The organism is Bacillus sp. SRB_8 (assembly GCF_003264205.1).
In the GTDB taxonomy this organism is placed as follows: domain Bacteria; phylum Bacillota; class Bacilli; order Bacillales; family Bacillaceae_G; genus Bacillus_A; species Bacillus_A mycoides.
The window spans coordinates 434463-451693 of sequence record NZ_NADT01000004.1 but is presented as its reverse complement, the minus strand read 5'-3'; the positions used below and the strand labels follow the sequence as shown (position 1 = coordinate 451693).

At 35.2% G+C, this 17231-nt stretch carries 15 protein-coding genes and 1 other RNA gene; 6 read left to right on the top strand and 10 right to left on the bottom strand.

Annotated features, from left to right (window positions below; all coding sequences use genetic code 11):
- Positions 1 to 559: 559 nt before the first annotated feature.
- From B5P40_RS04390 to B5P40_RS04380, 3 genes are all read left to right on the top strand, one after another.
- A complete protein-coding gene (locus tag B5P40_RS04390) occupies positions 560 to 1090 on the top strand; it encodes an RNA polymerase sigma factor SigX (RefSeq protein WP_002192299.1) in 531 nt (176 codons plus the stop codon).
- Between the two features lie 3 nt (positions 1091 to 1093).
- A complete protein-coding gene (locus B5P40_RS04385) occupies positions 1094 to 2041 on the top strand; it encodes a DUF4179 domain-containing protein (protein ID WP_113708900.1) in 948 nt (315 codons plus the stop codon).
- A 318-nt stretch (positions 2042 to 2359) separates the two neighbouring features.
- On the top strand, positions 2360 to 2722 hold the full coding sequence (locus B5P40_RS04380) for a hypothetical protein (protein ID WP_002192296.1): 363 nt from the start codon (positions 2360 to 2362) through the stop codon (positions 2720 to 2722).
- Positions 2723 to 2983: 261 nt separating this feature from the next.
- Here the strand turns inward: B5P40_RS04380 and B5P40_RS04375 are convergent, their stop codons facing one another.
- Complete coding sequence (locus tag B5P40_RS04375) at positions 2984 to 3415, bottom strand: Lrp/AsnC family transcriptional regulator (protein ID WP_002016035.1); 432 nt, start codon at positions 3413 to 3415, stop codon at positions 2984 to 2986.
- Positions 3416 to 3582: 167 nt separating this feature from the next.
- On the opposite strand from B5P40_RS04375, the gene B5P40_RS04370 reads away from it, so the two are divergent.
- From B5P40_RS04370 to B5P40_RS04360, 3 genes are all read left to right on the top strand, one after another.
- On the top strand, positions 3583 to 4164 hold the full coding sequence (locus B5P40_RS04370; protein ID WP_002129867.1) for a beta-class carbonic anhydrase: 582 nt from the start codon (positions 3583 to 3585) through the stop codon (positions 4162 to 4164).
- Positions 4165 to 4195: 31 nt separating this feature from the next.
- Positions 4196 to 4645 carry a cyanase gene (cynS, locus tag B5P40_RS04365; RefSeq protein ID WP_001081567.1) on the top strand — a complete coding sequence of 150 codons (450 nt, stop codon included), beginning with the start codon at positions 4196 to 4198 and terminating at the stop codon, positions 4643 to 4645.
- Positions 4646 to 4772: 127 nt separating this feature from the next.
- Positions 4773 to 6053, top strand: a complete 1281-nt coding sequence (locus tag B5P40_RS04360) for a purine/pyrimidine permease (RefSeq protein ID WP_113708899.1) — start codon at positions 4773 to 4775, stop codon at positions 6051 to 6053.
- Between the two features lie 52 nt (positions 6054 to 6105).
- Here the strand turns inward: B5P40_RS04360 and alo are convergent, their stop codons facing one another.
- The 9 genes from alo to rnr form a co-directional block, all read right to left on the bottom strand.
- The gene (alo, locus tag B5P40_RS04355; RefSeq protein WP_113708898.1) at positions 6106 to 7644 is read right to left on the bottom strand and encodes an anthrolysin O/cereolysin O family cholesterol-dependent cytolysin Alo; all 1539 of its coding nucleotides are present in this window, start codon (positions 7642 to 7644) and stop codon (positions 6106 to 6108) included.
- 567 nt (positions 7645 to 8211) lie between these two features.
- Complete coding sequence (locus tag B5P40_RS04350; protein ID WP_002192292.1) at positions 8212 to 8964, bottom strand: iron ABC transporter ATP-binding protein; 753 nt, start codon at positions 8962 to 8964, stop codon at positions 8212 to 8214.
- A complete protein-coding gene (locus tag B5P40_RS04345; RefSeq protein ID WP_002192291.1) occupies positions 8961 to 10025 on the bottom strand; it encodes an iron chelate uptake ABC transporter family permease subunit in 1065 nt (354 codons plus the stop codon). The genes B5P40_RS04350 and B5P40_RS04345 overlap by 4 nt, the downstream gene beginning before the upstream one ends.
- Positions 10022 to 11038, bottom strand: a complete 1017-nt coding sequence (locus B5P40_RS04340; RefSeq protein WP_002191137.1) for an ABC transporter permease — start codon at positions 11036 to 11038, stop codon at positions 10022 to 10024. The genes B5P40_RS04345 and B5P40_RS04340 overlap by 4 nt, the downstream gene beginning before the upstream one ends.
- Positions 11039 to 11057: 19 nt before the next feature.
- The gene (locus B5P40_RS04335; protein WP_078175870.1) at positions 11058 to 12071 is read right to left on the bottom strand and encodes a siderophore ABC transporter substrate-binding protein; all 1014 of its coding nucleotides are present in this window, start codon (positions 12069 to 12071) and stop codon (positions 11058 to 11060) included.
- A 480-nt stretch (positions 12072 to 12551) separates the two neighbouring features.
- Positions 12552 to 13229 (bottom strand): response regulator transcription factor, encoded by a 678-nt coding sequence (locus tag B5P40_RS04330; RefSeq protein ID WP_002034688.1) that lies wholly within the window; start codon positions 13227 to 13229, stop codon positions 12552 to 12554.
- Positions 13230 to 13610: 381 nt separating this feature from the next.
- Positions 13611 to 13965, bottom strand: a transfer-messenger RNA (tmRNA) gene (gene ssrA / locus B5P40_RS04325).
- 125 nt (positions 13966 to 14090) lie between these two features.
- Positions 14091 to 14558 carry an SsrA-binding protein gene (gene smpB / locus B5P40_RS04320; RefSeq protein WP_002034685.1) on the bottom strand — a complete coding sequence of 156 codons (468 nt, stop codon included), beginning with the start codon at positions 14556 to 14558 and terminating at the stop codon, positions 14091 to 14093.
- Positions 14559 to 14650: 92 nt separating this feature from the next.
- Positions 14651 to 17071 (bottom strand): ribonuclease R, encoded by a 2421-nt coding sequence (gene rnr / locus B5P40_RS04315; RefSeq protein ID WP_396027166.1) that lies wholly within the window; start codon positions 17069 to 17071, stop codon positions 14651 to 14653.
- Between the last annotated feature and the right edge of the window lie 160 nt (positions 17072 to 17231).

The window sequence follows — 17231 nt, the reverse complement described above, 5'->3', positions numbered from 1 at the left end:
CCATTTTATAGGGTACAGTTCAGAGCTACAGGATTTTTCTTATTAAGCAAGAGGACGAAAAGAAAACAGATATACCAGACACAGAAATTAAATCTTATGAAGAAGTACAGAAAGACTGATTTACCTGCAAAAACAAAAGAAAATTTAGGTGTAAAATAAATTTCTAAAAGTAAAAGGATCATCAATTAATTGATGATCCTTTTACTTTCCTTACTGATAAAGTGTTAAATCATACTTCCTCCCTTTACTCTCACCGGTATATAGAACTTCCAATACTTGAAGTAACCTTTTCACGATTGAGCTTGATTGCACATTCAGAAGCTCTTCCAACTCACTATTATTAATCGCCTTTTCAATAAGACGTGTTTAATCTTGTAAAATACACTTATGTGCATAGTTAGAAACACTATTACAACTCGAACACTGCCATCCTTTTTTCACCTTAACAGATGAATATTTTTTCCGTACATAATAAAAAAATAAAAATTTTTGTCACAAAACTCGTTATTCCGGGTCCTCTATAATACAGGCATCAAATGAGAGTGAGGTTTTAACTGACATGTTAAAAATAAAAAAGGAAGACCGGCCTTTTTCGGATGTGACATTTGAAGATTTGTTTAAACAAAACTATGTTTACGTTGTGAAACAGATCGTATGGATTGTCAAAAATCAGACTATCGCTGAAGAATTAGCCCAAGAAGTCTTTTTACAGCTATATCGCAACGATTGGAAGAGAATTGAACACTTACCTGGATGGCTAATAAAATCTTCTACTTATGTAGCGTATAAATATCTGCGATCTGAAAAACGACATCAGGCGAGAGTAGATAAAACCATACAATATCATGAAGTACAACATATTTCATCATTAGATGATGACTGGATTAGACAAGAAGAAATTACAAAGGTACAAATGGTACTCAGTAACATGGATGAACGAGATCGAACCATTTTATTGATGAAATTTTCTGGTTTTCAGTATAAGGAAATTGCCGAAGTGCTTCAAATCGACATATCTTCTATTGGAACATTATTGGTCCGAGCCAAACAAAAGTTTCGTAAGATTTATAAACAATTAGAGGAGGCTTAATAAATGAATTGTTATGATGTGGGATTTATTCAAGCATATATGGATGGGGAATTACCTTATGAGACAAGAAAAGAATTCACAAAACATTTAGATACGTGTAACGCATGCCAAGACTTACTACTAGAAATTAGTAAATTAAATCAATGGGAAAATGTCATGTTAGAGGAAGAAATAGTACATTCATCAAAGGAAATCAAAATTGATGTAGACAAAGCGTGGAAAGCATTTGAAAGTCGCGCAAAATTAGAAGATGTTTCTTATATCAATCAAAAACCTGAACAGAAGAAGGGATTATTTACAAATATGAATAAAAAACCAAAACGTTTCATGTATATAGCAGTAGCGGTATCAGGGCTTTTTTCAACAGCTATGATTCCACAAGTTCGAGTGGCAGCTACAGATGTTGCCTCTTATTTTTCCAATGCAATTTCAAATGATAGGATTATTGATGAAGGAAGAGACGTTACAAAAGAGCAATTTATTCCTCTTGATGAAAAGATTACAGATCAAGGTGTTACAGTACATCTGAAAGAATTATATGTAGCAGATGCACGTATATCCGTTCATTACAAAATTGAAAAAGAAAATGGAAATGTAGTACCGTTTGAATTTGATACAACGGGGTTACAGCTTCAAGATGACGGCAAAGTAAATGGTCACCAAGAAAACAACCCAGAGTATAAGAAAAATGGGTACTTCGGACAATTAGCATTTATTCAAGGAGCAAATGATGGGCCCTTCGAGCTAAAAGCATCAGGTGAAGAATTAAAGCATATAGGTATTCGTTTTAAGGATAGACCAGAAGGTGTCATTACATTTATCGAAGGTCCTGAAGGGAAAAATCCTTTCAAACAACCACTTACATTAGATGTCAATATAAGCAGAATTGGAAAAGTAGCTGGTTCTTGGAAAGGTCAACTTCAAATTGATCCTACCAAATTGAAAAAATAAAGTAAATTTAAATGAAAAAAAGAATAGAACGATGTGTATCCAATACCATGCTTATATTCTTCCTTGTGTTACTTACATTTATTTCATACATGATTTCTACTCTATCATTTTTAATTTCATAATTATAAAAAGGTAGTATAGAAAGTAGCCGGTTCCTTAACATACAGGGAATCGGCTACTTTTTGTTCAAACGCACAATTTTCTTTTTTCGTATGGTGCCCCTCATGCAAAACTTACATAAAATCTAGATGAACTCCAAATAAACTCCAGATGCTTGTTTTATGCTAAATGTAATCTTAAACAAGGAGGTAATAAAAAATGTTTAAAACATTATTAGCAGGAACACTTTTAAGTACAGGATTATTAGCGGGTGGTGCAGTAGATACAGAAGATATGAAAACGAACAAACTAGAATCGAATGAAAAAATAGAATGGAAACAAACAAATAAAAGTGAAAAAGAATCCGCAAAAAAGATGGACAAAGGTACAAAAATTGATCAAAATCAACCAATGTCAGTTACAACAAGTGTAAATGGAACAACAACTTCTTCGCCAATCCATAATTCACCTGAAGACGCAGTACCAGCAATTCCTAACGAAGATGTGAAATCTAACCATAATCAAACCTTTGAAATGCCTGAGGACACTAAATCAAAACCTGCACATGATTCTTCTAAATAAGCTATAAAATGAAATAGGATCATACCGTCAGATAAGTAATAATAGAATCCCTGTTGCATACAGCGCAGGGGTTTTGATGTTAAAAAAGTTCCCTTCACTAGTCAAAAGCAAATAATGAAAAAAGAAAAATCAGATGTGAAATAATCAATAATTATTAAAAACAAATAACAGGATTATCTCTTACTTAATAAGAGATAATCCTGTTATTTTTGGAAACATGTCTTAGCCCCAAGCAAAAAGAACCATAAACTTGCAGAAAGTTTATTTTAACTTTCCTATTGATAAGTTAACACGATAATTCCCATACTTTAATAGTCGCCCCAGAAAGTTATCCAATTCTTCATTAGAAGCAAAATGTGTTTTTAATAAATAACATCCCTCACCACTTATACGGTCTACTTCAGAAATCCCTTCTTCTTTTTGAAAGAAATTCATAAACTCTTGATGATTAGCTGTTGTTACGAATAAAGTAACAAATGCAGTCACTACTTGTCCTAATTTGATTCGGTTTATTGCGATTGTATATTGTTCAATAATCCCTAAATCCTCTAATCTTCGAATTCGATTTCCTACAGCCTGCCCTGTCATATGTATTTTTTGACCAAGTTCTTTCCATTGTATTCTTGAGTTTTCTCCTAATAATTTCAGTATCTCAAAATCTGTTTGATCAATGATATAAACCAATCCTTTCATCGTGAAAGTAGAAAGCCAGAAAGTGTTTCGCCAACTTATTCTGCTTGTCGATACAATTCACTATACTTAGTTTATCCTCTTACATCACATTGTTTATCAGTTATATTTACTTATAACACAGAGGACGCAACAAAAAAATACATCTAGATTTAAAGGAGGTTACAAATATGTTATTACAAGAGATTTTATCGTTCAATGAACAATTTGTAGAAAATAAAGAATACGCTCCTCGTGAAGCGACAAAACTGCCTAAAAAACGTATGGTTGTTGTTTCTTGCATGGACGCTCGTTTAATTGAGCTACTTCCAAAAGCTTTAGATATACACGATGGTGATGCAAAAGTTATCAGAAATGCAGGTGGTAAAATTGCTTCTGCTTTCGATAGTGTTATGCAAAGTGTTGTCGCATCAGTATATGATCTAAATGCAGATGAAATCTTCCTTATCGGACACCAAAGATGTGGTGCGAGCCAAACTAATCCAAAAGGAACACTTCAAAAAATATTAGATCGTGGAGTAGCTTCACCAGAAATTTTATCAGCGATTGAATATGCTGGTGTTGACCTTGAAAAATGGTTATTTGGATTCGATGATGTCAACGGTTCAACTCAAGCTAATGTTGATTTAGTAAGAAATCATCCACTTATTCCAAAAGATGTTCCTGTACATGGTTTAGTTATTGATCCTCACACAGGTAAATTAGATTTAATAGTTGATGGATATAAAGCATTAAATGGTATGAAAAATTAATTATTACTTAAATGAAGGGAAGTTATTAGATATGAATAGACAAGAAGCTACGCAAAAAATTATGGAAGCAAAAATCGCAAAAGGTCTAACATGGGAAGAAATTTCAAAAGTAAGCGAAAACTCTGAGACTTGGGTTGTAACAGCATTATTAGGACAAGCTACAATGACACGTCCAGAAGCAGAAAAAATCGGTAAACTATTAGAATTAGATGAAGAAGTAGTTCAAGCATTAACAGTAGTTCCACTTAGAGGTCAAGTAATGCAAATGCCTCCTACTGACCCAATCTTATATCGATTATATGAAATGATGTTACAATACGCACCAACTCTTAGAGAATTAATCCTAGAAAAAGCTGGCGAAGGTGTAATGAGTGCAATTAACTTCAATCTAGGTGTGGACACACAAGAAGATCCAAAAGGTGGCGACCCTCGTATCGTGATTACACTTAACGGGAAATTCTTACCGTTCCGTACATGGTAATTAATTAAAAATCTATCTATATAATTAAAGTGATTTTATAGATTTACAAAATCCATCCTTTTTAATCTAGCTGTGTAGAAAGGATGGATTTTTACTATGAGATTCTTTTTATACAAGGGAGAATAATATGAATAAAAAATACGTCGATACGAGCTTTAGTATTCTACAGTGGTTTGTGTTTTTATTAGCAAATGCAATTGCATTGCCTATCATTATTGGTAGCATATTCCATTTATCAATAGAAGATATCTCAACATTAATGCAACGAACTTTTTTAGTTGTAGGAGTAAGTTCATTTATACAAGCATGGTTTGGGCATCGCTATCCCATAGCGGATGGGCCAGCCGGTTCATGGGTAAGTATATTTGTCATATTGGGACAAGTCGCTATGCATCAGGGACAAAGTGCAAAGGATGTATTGCAACTTCTAGAAGGCGGATTAATTATTGCAGGTATATTACTCTTCCTCCTTGGTATAACAGGGCTTGTTCATCGAATTCTACGTTTATTTACACCCTTGGTTACAGGAACTTTTCTTTTAATATTATCTCTTCAGCTTAGTGGTGTGTTACTAAAAGGAATGATGGGATTACAAGGAGCTGTAACTCATCCTGATTATACAACGGCTGCTATTGCGCTCTTTGTTTTTGCCCTTATTACTTTCTTATCAATTAAAGGGAACGGATGGATGAAAAGTTACGCTGTGTTACTTGGAATTTCATGTGGTTGGCTTTTGTATGCTGTATTAGGAAAATCATCTCATATGCCTTCACATACAACGCTAGTTAAGTTACCAGAGCTATTTTCTTGGGGCACACCTAGATTAGATATTGGAATGGCTCTAACTGCAACTTTATTTACATTTCTTTTAGTTGCAAATACAATCGCTGCTATTTCGGCTGTAAAACAAGTGGCTCCGTTATCTAAAGAAAATGAAAAGCAAATACTGAACCGCGGCGTGTGGGCCGGAGGCATATCGCATATTATCTCGTCGTTGTTTTCTACAATTGGAATTGTACCATTACCTGCATCAGCAGGATTTATTCAACTAACAGGACAAAGAAAAGTGAAGTCGTTCCTTATAGCAAGTCTTATATTAGCAGGAATTTCTTTTATTCCTTCAATTGTAAACTTTATATCCTTGCTACCAGGTCCTATTGCTAATGCCGCACTTTTAGCAACCTTTGTCCAAGTAATAGGCATTTCATTTCAATCCATTTTACGTGAAGAATTAAATCAACGCCGATTAACTATATTAGGAATTTCATTATTAATCAGTTTGGGAATAATGTTTCTTCCAGAAAGTGCATTTAGCGGAATTCCTTCCTCCTTACAATATGTTTTAAGTAATGGATTACTTGTGGGTACCATGCTTGTCATTCTATTGGAACAGTTTTGGAAAGAGTAAAATTTGTGACTAAGTAAAAAAGGCGCCCTGCTTACAGGGCACCTTTTTATACCTAATGACTAATACTAGCAGTTGGGTATAATGTTGTTCCTCCAATTGAAACTTTTATTTCATTTGTTAATGGAACATTTTGTTCATTAATAATTGTTCTCCACCATTCCCATGCAAGACCAGTACATTCTCTTGCTACGATTTTTATATTTTTTGAATTTGGTGGAAGAGGGATAACTGTAGAGTAATGAGCCGTTTTGTCTTTGCCGCTACCATCCCATGTTTTATGTGTTAGTACTTCTTTACCATTTTGATCAAATGTGAATTCATCCCAAGATACATCAAATTGCGCAACGTAAGCACCGTAATGATCCAGTGTCATTTTAGCACTTGAATATTCTGTAGTTGTCGTCTCGATATAATCTGTATTGTTATGAACAGCAGCAGTTGCATTATCTTTTAAAAAAGTACTTGTATATGAAATTGGGTATGCTGGATTTTTAAGACTTAATTCAGCATTATCTTTAATGATATTTCGGATTTCATTGAAATCTTTAGTAACAACCTTGTTATGCTCTTTCGCATCTCCGCCTAATACTACAGCAGTAAAGGTACTTTCTTCAAAAATATCTTTGTACTGTCCATTCGTTTCGACGCTGTTATTCTTAAGTAAGGCTTTAAAAGCAGCTTGTACATCTTTACTCTTAGATGTTGTTTCTAATTTTACATAAACAGTTCTACCATAAGCTACATTTGAAACCATAACAGGTGGAGCCGAATTACTTACACCTTTACGAGTTAACTCACCAAAAGTAACACTATTATCAAAAAGATCGGATGGATTGTTAGGTAGTTCAGCACTTACGGTATAAAATATTTGCTTATATGCCGCTACCATCACTTTCTTCTCTCCATTTGCAACCGCATTAAAATCGATGTTTAGACTGTTATCGAGATATTTAGCGTTAACGTTAAGGGCACTTGCGATTTGTGATTTACTATAAACCATAGATTCTGTATACTGCATTCTTGCAGGTAACGTATGTGTTTTAGAATACTTTCCATTCCAAGTAGATACTAAATCATCTACTGCTCCAGCCACATTACCATATGTCGGATTTTGGACAGTAATTGTATTTTCTTTTCTCATGCCAGGTAAGTCTATACTAATATTTAAAGGCTTTCTCTTAGCCACTAATAAACTCGGTTGATTGTCTGCAAAAGCTTTATTTGCAAGTTGTACCGCTCCTGGATACGTACGATTCACCACAGAATCAATAATCGAAATATCGACTGGTGAAGTTGTAAGTGATTTTTTCTCGCGTTCCACTACTACAAATTTACCATTTGAATTGATACTTTCTTTCGGAACAAAACTCTCTACCTTATCACCATTTACAGCTAAAACCTCTTGATTATTATATTTAAGGCTTGCTATACCAGTATCAATGCCACTAGCATTTTTGGTTACATCAGTTGCATTACCTACTTGTGTTTCTGCGAAGGAAATAGATGAATAATTAATAGTGCATAGACTAACTAATAAACACGCAAGGAACTTTCTTCTTTTAGTGTTTTTCTTAATATTCAGAAAAATCACCCCGTTCTTTTTTTAGTAAGATATGATAATGATTGATAAATGATAGCTAACTAATAAACCTACATAAATGCTTTCAAAAGTTCTTGAATTAACGGGATTACGCCACCTACAAATTTCAAAACTGCCATTGCGATTTCCATATTATTTCCTCCTTTTTTATTGCTACGAAAATGTGATTTATCTTTATGCCCTCATTATAGTGACCCCTTACACTTTTATCAATACACTCTTATATGCAATATTACATACAAAAAAAACAAGCTGAATTCTTATAAAAAGTTATACAGAGATAAATTTTTCGTTTGGTAAATACTTGAAAACACAAAGCGTGCCTTTGCATTTCATGAGTAATTTACAAGTTTATTGTTGGAAGCATCGCAGGACCGGAAGTAATGAAATACATGCAGGACTGTTACGAGCAGCCAGAAATATTAAGAGTTATCATGGGCAACCGCATAAAAAAAGCTGCTGCCTATAAAATACAGACAGCAACTTCAACTAGAGTAGCTGGCATGATTTACGCAAGCTACAGTATTTTTTTGACATACTCATTTTTACACTTTGTAACTAATAAACAGCAATTGGCCCATAAGGACCATTGATAATTTCTATTTTTGTTTCAAAAATATCTGTCAAAATTTCCGGGTCCATAACCTCTTCTACTGTTCCAAAAGCAGCAATTTGTCCATCTTTCATAGCACAAATTTTATCCGAATATTTGGCTGCAAAATTTATGTCATGCATAACAGTCAAAATTGTTCTTCCAAATTCATTAGCTGCACGTCTCAAATGCTCCATCATTTGAACAGAACGAGCAACATCAAGGTTGTTCAGAGGCTCGTCCAAAAGTACATATTCAGTCTCTTGGCACAATACCATCGCTACATATGCCCTTTGTCTTTGACCACCAGAAAGCTCATCTAAATATCTATTCTCTAAATTAGTTAAATCTAGAAAATCGATATATTTAGAAATAATAACTTCATCCTCTTTAGTTAATCTTCCCTTTGAATAAGGAAAGCGCCCAAATCCAACTAATTGTCTAACAGTAAGCCTAGTTACAAAATGATTTTCTTGTCGCAATATAGTCAAAACTTTTGCTAAGTCTTTTGATTTGGATTCAGAAACATCCATATTTGCTACCTGAATTTGGCCTTCATCCATATCTAAAAGTCTTCCAATCATCAATAGTGTCGTTGACTTTCCAGCGCCATTTGGTCCAATTAAAGAAGTAAAGCCCGCTTTTGGTATTTCAATATCCAAAGGTCCTATTTTCACCTTATCAGTATAGAACTTTTTAACATTATCAATTTTTATCATAAAGCCCTCTTCCTTAAAACTATAGTTAAGAATATTATTCCACCAAATAATTCAATAATAACTGAAACTACACCTTGAGCATTGAATACATGATACATTAAAAAGTATGCACTCGTCATTATCAAAAATCCTATTGCAAAAGCCATTGGAAAAATATATCTATGATCATAAGTTGACGCCGCCTGATAACTCAAAGTTGCTACTAAAAAGCCGTAGAAAGTAAGTGGCCCAATTAGAGCTGTTGAAATGGACATCAAAATAGCAACTAATACAAGCGTATAAATTACACTAGGTTGATATTTAACTCCAAAAGAAGTAGCAACATCCTTTCCTAGTGACAAAACATTCAAATTCTTAGAATGAGCAAAAATTAATACTGCTACAATTATGATCATAGGAATTACAATAGGAAAATATGCAGGATCTGCATGATTAACAGAACCAAATAATTTCGCTTGTAAAATATCAAACTCTGAAGGCGCAAGTAGCTTTCTCATGAAAGTTGACACAGAATTTAGTCCGGTACCAATAATAATTCCAACTAAAAGCATAAGTTGTAAATTCCCGTATTTACCGGAAAGTAACCATCCATAAAGTATCAAACTCATGAAGACCATAACAACAACTTGGAATAAAAACGATCCGATTCCATTAAAGTTTATTAATGCACTAGCACCAAAGAAGAATATTGTACTCGTATGAATTGCTGAATAAAGTGATTCGAAACCTAAAAGCGAAGGAGTAATAATCTTATTGTTCGTAATAGATTGGAAAGCAACTGTCGACAAGCTATGGCAAACTGCAGCAATAATCATCGCAACAATAGCTACTATCCTTCTCTTAACAACTGGGATAAAAGAAGGTGAATCTATCGGAACTGGATTGTTATAAACTAAAAGTCCATATGAGGAAAGGAGACCTAAAGCGATCAATGTTATCAGTACAATCCAATAACGTCTTGCTTCCTTCTTAGAACGAAAAGCGCTAGCTGATCTACTTTCATTATGAAGGCTAGAATCGATTTCGACATTTTCTTTATTTCTATAGTCTAATGTGATCATCGCAGCCTCCTTGGTTTTCTTTGTCTCAATAAAATAGTAATAAATACGACTGCTCCCACTGTTGCAAGTATTAAAGAAACAGGTACTTCAAAAGGCTTTATAATTGTTCGAGAAATGATGTCACAGGCAGTTATTGTCCCCATTCCGATCACACATACCCAAGGTAAATTACTCCTAAGATCATCTCCCCTAAACATTGAAACAATGTTTGGAACAATTAATCCCAAGAAAGGTAAGTTTCCAATAACAGCTGCAACAATTCCAACTGCAACAGAGATAAGGCCAGTCCCAAAAAGAACAATTCTATTGTAATTAACTCCAAGGCTTGTTGCGACATCTTCTCCTAGTCCAGCTAGAGTCAATCTATTAGCATACATAAAAATAAGCAAAGTAATGATAACAATCAGCCATAAATATTCATATCTTCCCACCTGAACGGTAGCAAATGAACCTACGAACCAAGTTTCAATACTTTGCGTCATTTGAAAAAGGAGTCCCAAAAAAGTAGACACTGCAGAAATAACTGCTCCAAGCATCAATCCAATAATCGGAACAATTAAAGACGAACGAAGTTTAACTCTTCTTAAAAATAGAAAGAAAATCATAGTTCCTATAAAAGAAAAAATGATTGCACCAGTCATTCTTTGAACTAACGTCGGGGCAGGAAATAATAAATATACAAAAAGCAGGCCTAAGCCTGACCATTCAATAGTCCCCGTTGTAGTAGGTTCAACAAAACGATTCTGTGTAATTAATTGCATTACGAGCCCTGCCATCGCCATTGCAGCTCCAGTAAGCATTAATGCAACTGTTCTCGGAACACGAGTGATGAAAAACATCTCCATTCCGTCCTCTTGTCCACGTATATCATAAACTCCAGTAAACAGTGATATAATCCCTAAAATTATAACAACTATAATCGCTATTATAAAAGGTTTTGTCCATATTTTATTGTGATTATAAAACTGGGGTTGAGAAATATTCTCAACCCTAGAAATCATATTTTTTGACACTGTTTCGTACTCCTTTACACTACTTAGCTAAAGTTTTTGCGATATTTCCAAATAACTCTATATAAGTCTCAATTGATTCATTTGTGTAAGTATCTGCTGGTGCATAAATAACTTGTTTTTTAGAAACAGCAGTTGTGTTTTGAAGAGCAGGTGATTTAGAAATAACATCTTGAGCAGGAGCTGAAGTAGCAGCATCAGATGTTGCAGCATCACGATCTAATACGAAAAGCCAATCAGGATTTGTTTGTGCAATAGCTTCAACAGAAACGTCATCACCTTTATGACCTGCAGTAGAATTAGACACTTCTAGTGCTGGAGTCCAACCGAAAATTTCATACATTGGTCCCCAAACGCGACCAGAGTGAGGCGCAGCAAAACCAATATTCCCACCAGTAACGATAACACTCATAACTTTATCTTTTCCGTTATAAGCAGATTTTGCATTTTCAATAGATTTATCAAAATCAGCTACTAATTTTTTAGCCTCTTTATCTTTATCAAAGATTTTCCCTAAAGAAATTGTAGAATCTTTAAGTCCTTTTACTAAGTTTTCTCCAGGCTTAGTAGCTTTCTCAGAAACATCAACATTAAGATCAATAACAGCTGCATTTGGCACTAATTTTTTGATTTCTTCGTAATGGCCAGCAAATCTTTGACCAACGATTACAAGGTCAGGGTTTGCAGCTGCTATAATTTCAAGATTTGGTTCGCGGTGATTCCCAATATTTTTAACTGAATCATCTTTTTTATATGCTGAATCTGCAGGCATTACATCCTTTGGAGCAGCCGCTAATTTAATTCCCCAATCAGCTAAAGTTTCAAAAGTTCTATTATCTAAAGCAACTACATTTTTTGGATTTACAGGGACTTTAACAGTTCCATGTGCATCAGTGATTTCAACCGTTTTTGGCTTATCACTACTATCACCTTTATTAGCTTTCGAAGTTTCCTTACTTGAATCTGAGCAAGCTACTAACATTAAAGTGAAAACTGCTAGAATACTTACTAATTTTAAAAGCATAGTTTTTTTCATACGTATACTCCTTATAATGTAATTTAGTTTGAAAATGATAACGTCCATAGATTAAATTAGATAGTAACTTTTATGCATCTAAATTGCTATTGATAATCATTTTCATTTGAACATCCTGTTAATAAGTATAGTCATTAATTATGTGAAAATCTTGTGAATGGTGTGAGTTAATAAAATTAAACATACATTAGATACAGTCTCATCTAATGCGCACCAGAGTCATCCCCCACACGTACTAATCAATAGATCGGGCACCTTATAAACCATGATTTCTACTGCAAAAAAAATGCCCATGAATAGCTAATTTTTCATAATCCATTGCCTGGTAGCAATCTTCTTTTTATAGTTTCCGTCTTTTAATATTTCACAGAAACTATTTGATTATCAGGTTTAATAGAAAAAACGAGTAAAACTGTATGAAATAGTTTTACTCGTTTTTTCTATTATGACAAACTGTACTTTACCTATTATCTTATTTTATCATTCAATCATTGAATAGCCCCTGCCATGTATCGTTTGAATATATCTATCTCTCTTCTCGCACTTTAATTTTTTTCTTACATACCCAATATATAAATCCACTACATTGGGATTGACTACTACGTTATATCCCCAAACCTGGTTCAAAAGCATTTCACGGCTCAATATTGTATTTTTATTCTTGATTAAAAATACAAGTAAATCGTACTCGCGCTTAGTAAGCGTGAGATTTTTACCACCTTTTTTCACAATATTGCTAGATGCATCAACAAAGAGATCTTTAAACTGAAAAAAGTTTGTCTCATTTTGCTGGATACAGTCACTTCTCCTTAAAATAGCTTGAACCCTCGCTACTAATTCTTCTTTCACAAACGGTTTTCTAATATAATCATCTGCTCCTGCTTGTAGCCCTGCTATGCAATCCTTGCTAGAAATATTGTCGGTCACAATAATTATCGGTGTCGTTTTAACAAGTCGTATTTGTCTACAAATTTCTGGCCCCGATATACTTAACGAATCCCAATCCAATATGATAATATCCCAATCTTGTTCATATACTATATTTAAACCTTGGTTTTCATTGTGAAGTTTTAAAATGAAATAGCCCTCTTGCGTTAGACCGCTTACGATTTTCTTTGCAAAAGACCGTTCATTCTTAATTACTAACACCTGCTTCACCGATGGTTCACCTCTACTTCAATATAACTTAGTTGGATAAAAAGTTATCCAGAAAAAATAATTTAAGATCTATAAATATTAAATCCCTAAAAAAGCCGTTATAACAGCTTATTAGGAGAACTCTATATAATCTTACAATAGATATAGATTAAAACACAAAATATATGAAAATTTAAATACATATTATTTAATCATTAAGAGCAACTATATTATCTAGTTGCTTATTATCAATAACTATTCATTCAGTTTCTGTTTCAAGGGTACCGTCCTCAACTTAAGCATTTTATAAAACCACAAAACAAAAAGAACCATCCCCCCGCCACTCTGGCAAAGTTATGGTTCATATCATACAAAATAAAAAACCACCAAACAGTTATGTATTGGTGGAGACGGTGGGAGTCGAACCCACGTCCAAAAATATCGGCACTTAAGCTTCTACGAGTGTAGTCGATATTTTAGCATTTCGCGAACTCTTCGGCCTATCGACAGGCTTCCAAGTTGCTAGTCTGATTGTTCTCTTCCTTCGCCCTCAGACGGCGAACTCCGGCGTAGTCCACTTAGTTTGAGTCCCTTACCCTACCACATGGACGATGGAGGGAGGAACCTTTAGTGCAATTAAGCAGCTAAAGAAAGATTGTTTTGTTTGCCAATTATAGGCTTTGACGTTTTAACGAGGCCGATCCCCTCGACTCGCAACCTAAGCTCGAACTATCCCTGTCGAATCCGTAACGTCCCCATGATAAAAATGGAGCATACGAAGAAATATCGTGATAGCTACTAAGAGCTGTTTTTCAATGTGCAACAATCTTACATAAGTTATTATATCATACGCGCGCCGTTTTACAAATGTAAATATCTGTATTACATCTTTTGACGATCACGGAACACGCGTGCAATTTCACGTTTAGCTTCTTTCTCTTTTAAATCGTGACGCTTATCATATTGCTTCTTACCTTTTGCTAAACCAAGTGCCATTTTCGCAAATCCATTTTTCAAATAGATTCTAACTGGAACTAATGCATATCCTGTTTCTTTTGCGTAACCTGCTAGCTTATCAATTTCTTTTTTATGAAGAAGTAACTTCCTTGTACGTAGCGGATCGTGATTGAAACGATTCCCTTGTTCATATGTATTAATATGCATATTATGAACCCATACTTCACCGTTATGTATACGTGCAAACGCATCTTTCAAGTTCACGCGTCCAGCGCGAATCGACTTAATTTCCGTTCCTTGAAGGACAAGCCCTACTTCGTATGTTTCTTCGATGAAATAATCATGAAATGCTTTTTTATTTTGCGCAATAACCTTACCTGTACCTTTTGGCATATAACGTCCCTCCTCTATTTTTACCATTGTAACAAATGTAAACCAAAAGCGAAAGTGGCTCGCTCAGAATGTGAGGCGAAGCCACTCTTTTCTTACTTGCGCTTTTTCTTTTTCTTCTTGAATCCTGGTACATTTTCAAAGAATCCTTTTTTCTTCTTACCATTACTATTACTATTACCATCTTTTTTCCCTGGCTGACTAGCGGATGTGGATGCTGATGCTTTTCCTTTTCCTTGTCCACCACGATCAAACTTTCTTCCTGTGCCGCGTTCACCACCGCGCTCATTACTACGTTCGCTACGTCCACCGCGTTTCTTTCTGCCTGTTCTTGGCTGTTCAATCACAACTGGACGATCTTTGAACTTACGACGAGGTGTGCCTTTCATGCCAACGATTTCAAAGTCGATTGCGCGCTCGTCTTTATTTACGTTAATAACACGAATTGTAATTTCGTCACCGATGCGGAATACGTTACCTGTACGTTCTCCAATCATCGCAAAATGTTTTTCATCATAACGGTAGTAATCATCTGTTAAATAGCTAACGTGTACAAGACCTTCAATTGTATTTGGAAGCTCTACGAATAAACCGAAGTTTGTTACAGAGCTAATCATACCGTCATACTCTTCACCGATCTTATCGACCATATACTCTGCTTTTTTCATTTCGTCTGTTTCACGCTCTGCTTCAACAGCACGGCGTTCCATATTAGAAGAGTGCTCTGCAATCTCAGGTAAGTTTTCACGCCATTTCGCTTGCGTTTCGTTGTCTACTTTACCATTAATGATGTATTCACGAATCAATCTATGAACAATCGTATCTGGGTAACGACGAATTGGCGATGTGAAATGCGTGTAGAACTCAGTTGATAAACCAAAATGTCCTAAGCTGTTCGAATCGTAACGTGCTTGCTTCATAGAACGAAGCATAACTGTTGAAATGACTATTTCTTCCGGCTGACCTTGAACCATTTCAAGAATTTGCTGCAATGCACGAGGGTGTATTTCATTCGCACGTCCCTTTACTGCATATCCGAAGTTTGTTACAAACTCGAAGAAACGCTCAAGCTTATCTTCTTTCGGATCTTCATGGACACGGTACATAAACGGTACGTTCATCCAGTGGAAATGCTCCGCTACTGTTTCGTTCGCAACAAGCATAAACTCTTCAATTAACTTCTCTGATACAGAACGATCACGCATTACAACATCAGTCGGTTTTCCTTCTTCATCTACTAGTACTTTCGCTTCTTTAAAGTCAAAGTCAATCGCACCACGGCGCATACGTTTTTCACGTAAAATTTGTGCTAACTGCCCCATTTCTTTAAACATTGGTACTAGCGGCTCGTAACGTTCAATTAGTGCTTCGTCTTCATCTTCTAAAATGCTTCTTACATCAGCATACGTCATACGCTCTGTCGTTTTAATTACACTTTGGAAAATCTCGTGTTTTACAACATCACCTAGATTGTTGATTTCCATTTCACAAGATAGTGTCAGACGGTCTACTTTCGGATTTAATGAACAAATACCGTTTGATAAACGATGCGGAATCATCGGAATTACACGGTCTACAAGATATACACTCGTTGCTCTCTCTGCTGCTTCAACATCAATTGGAGAACCTTCTTGAACGTAATGACTTACATCCGCAATATGAACGCCAAGCTTATAGTTACCGTTCTCAAGCTTCGTTACTGTAACAGCGTCATCTAAGTCTTTCGCATCCGCACCATCAATTGTAACAATCATTTGATCACGTAAATCACGACGATCTTTTATATCTTCTTCTGAAATCGTTTCTGGTACACTGTTTGCATGCTCCATCACTTCTTCAGGGAATGCTAAAGGTAAATGATGTTTATGAATGACAGATAAAATATCTACTCCTGGGTCATTTTTATGACCTAGAATTTGAATAACTTCACCTTCTGCGCTTAAACGGTTCTCTGGGTAGCCCGTAATTTTCACAACTACTTTATGGCCTTCTACAGCGCCCATAGATGCACTTTTCAAGATAAAAATATCACTTGTCCAGCGTTTATTATCAGGTATAACAAATCCAAAGTTCTTTGACTCTGTATATGTACCAACTAGTTCCTTCGTTCCACGCTCTAAAATACGAACAATCGCGCCTTCTTGGCGTGATCCACTTGATTGTGCGCTAACACGTGCTAATACTGTATCACCATGAAGTGCACCATTTAATTCTGTCGGCGGGATGAAAAGATCATCATCTCCTGTTTTCTTCTCTTCTGGAACGACGAACGCAAAACCACGTGCGTGCCCAATTAATTTACCGCGTACTAAATTCATTTTTTCTGGAAGACCGTAGCGGTTACTACGTGTGCGGATAACAAGCCCCTTCTCTTCCATCATTACAAGTGCCTTTACGAAATCTTTAAAGCCCTCAGAGCCTTCGATTCCAAATGCAGATTCTAATTCTTGTATCGTTAACGGTTTATACGCTTCTTCCCTCATAAATAATAACAACTTATCAATATGTTCTTGCATGATTTCTTCCAAGCAGAAATACCTCCTTTAAACCCTTATATTATTTAGTGTATCCGAAAGATGGGGGATGTATAAAGTGAAACTTTAATCATCTCCCAATGATTTTTTACAGCTTTCATAAAGTGTAACTTTAACCAGTGGTTTTTTGTCCGTCCCCACT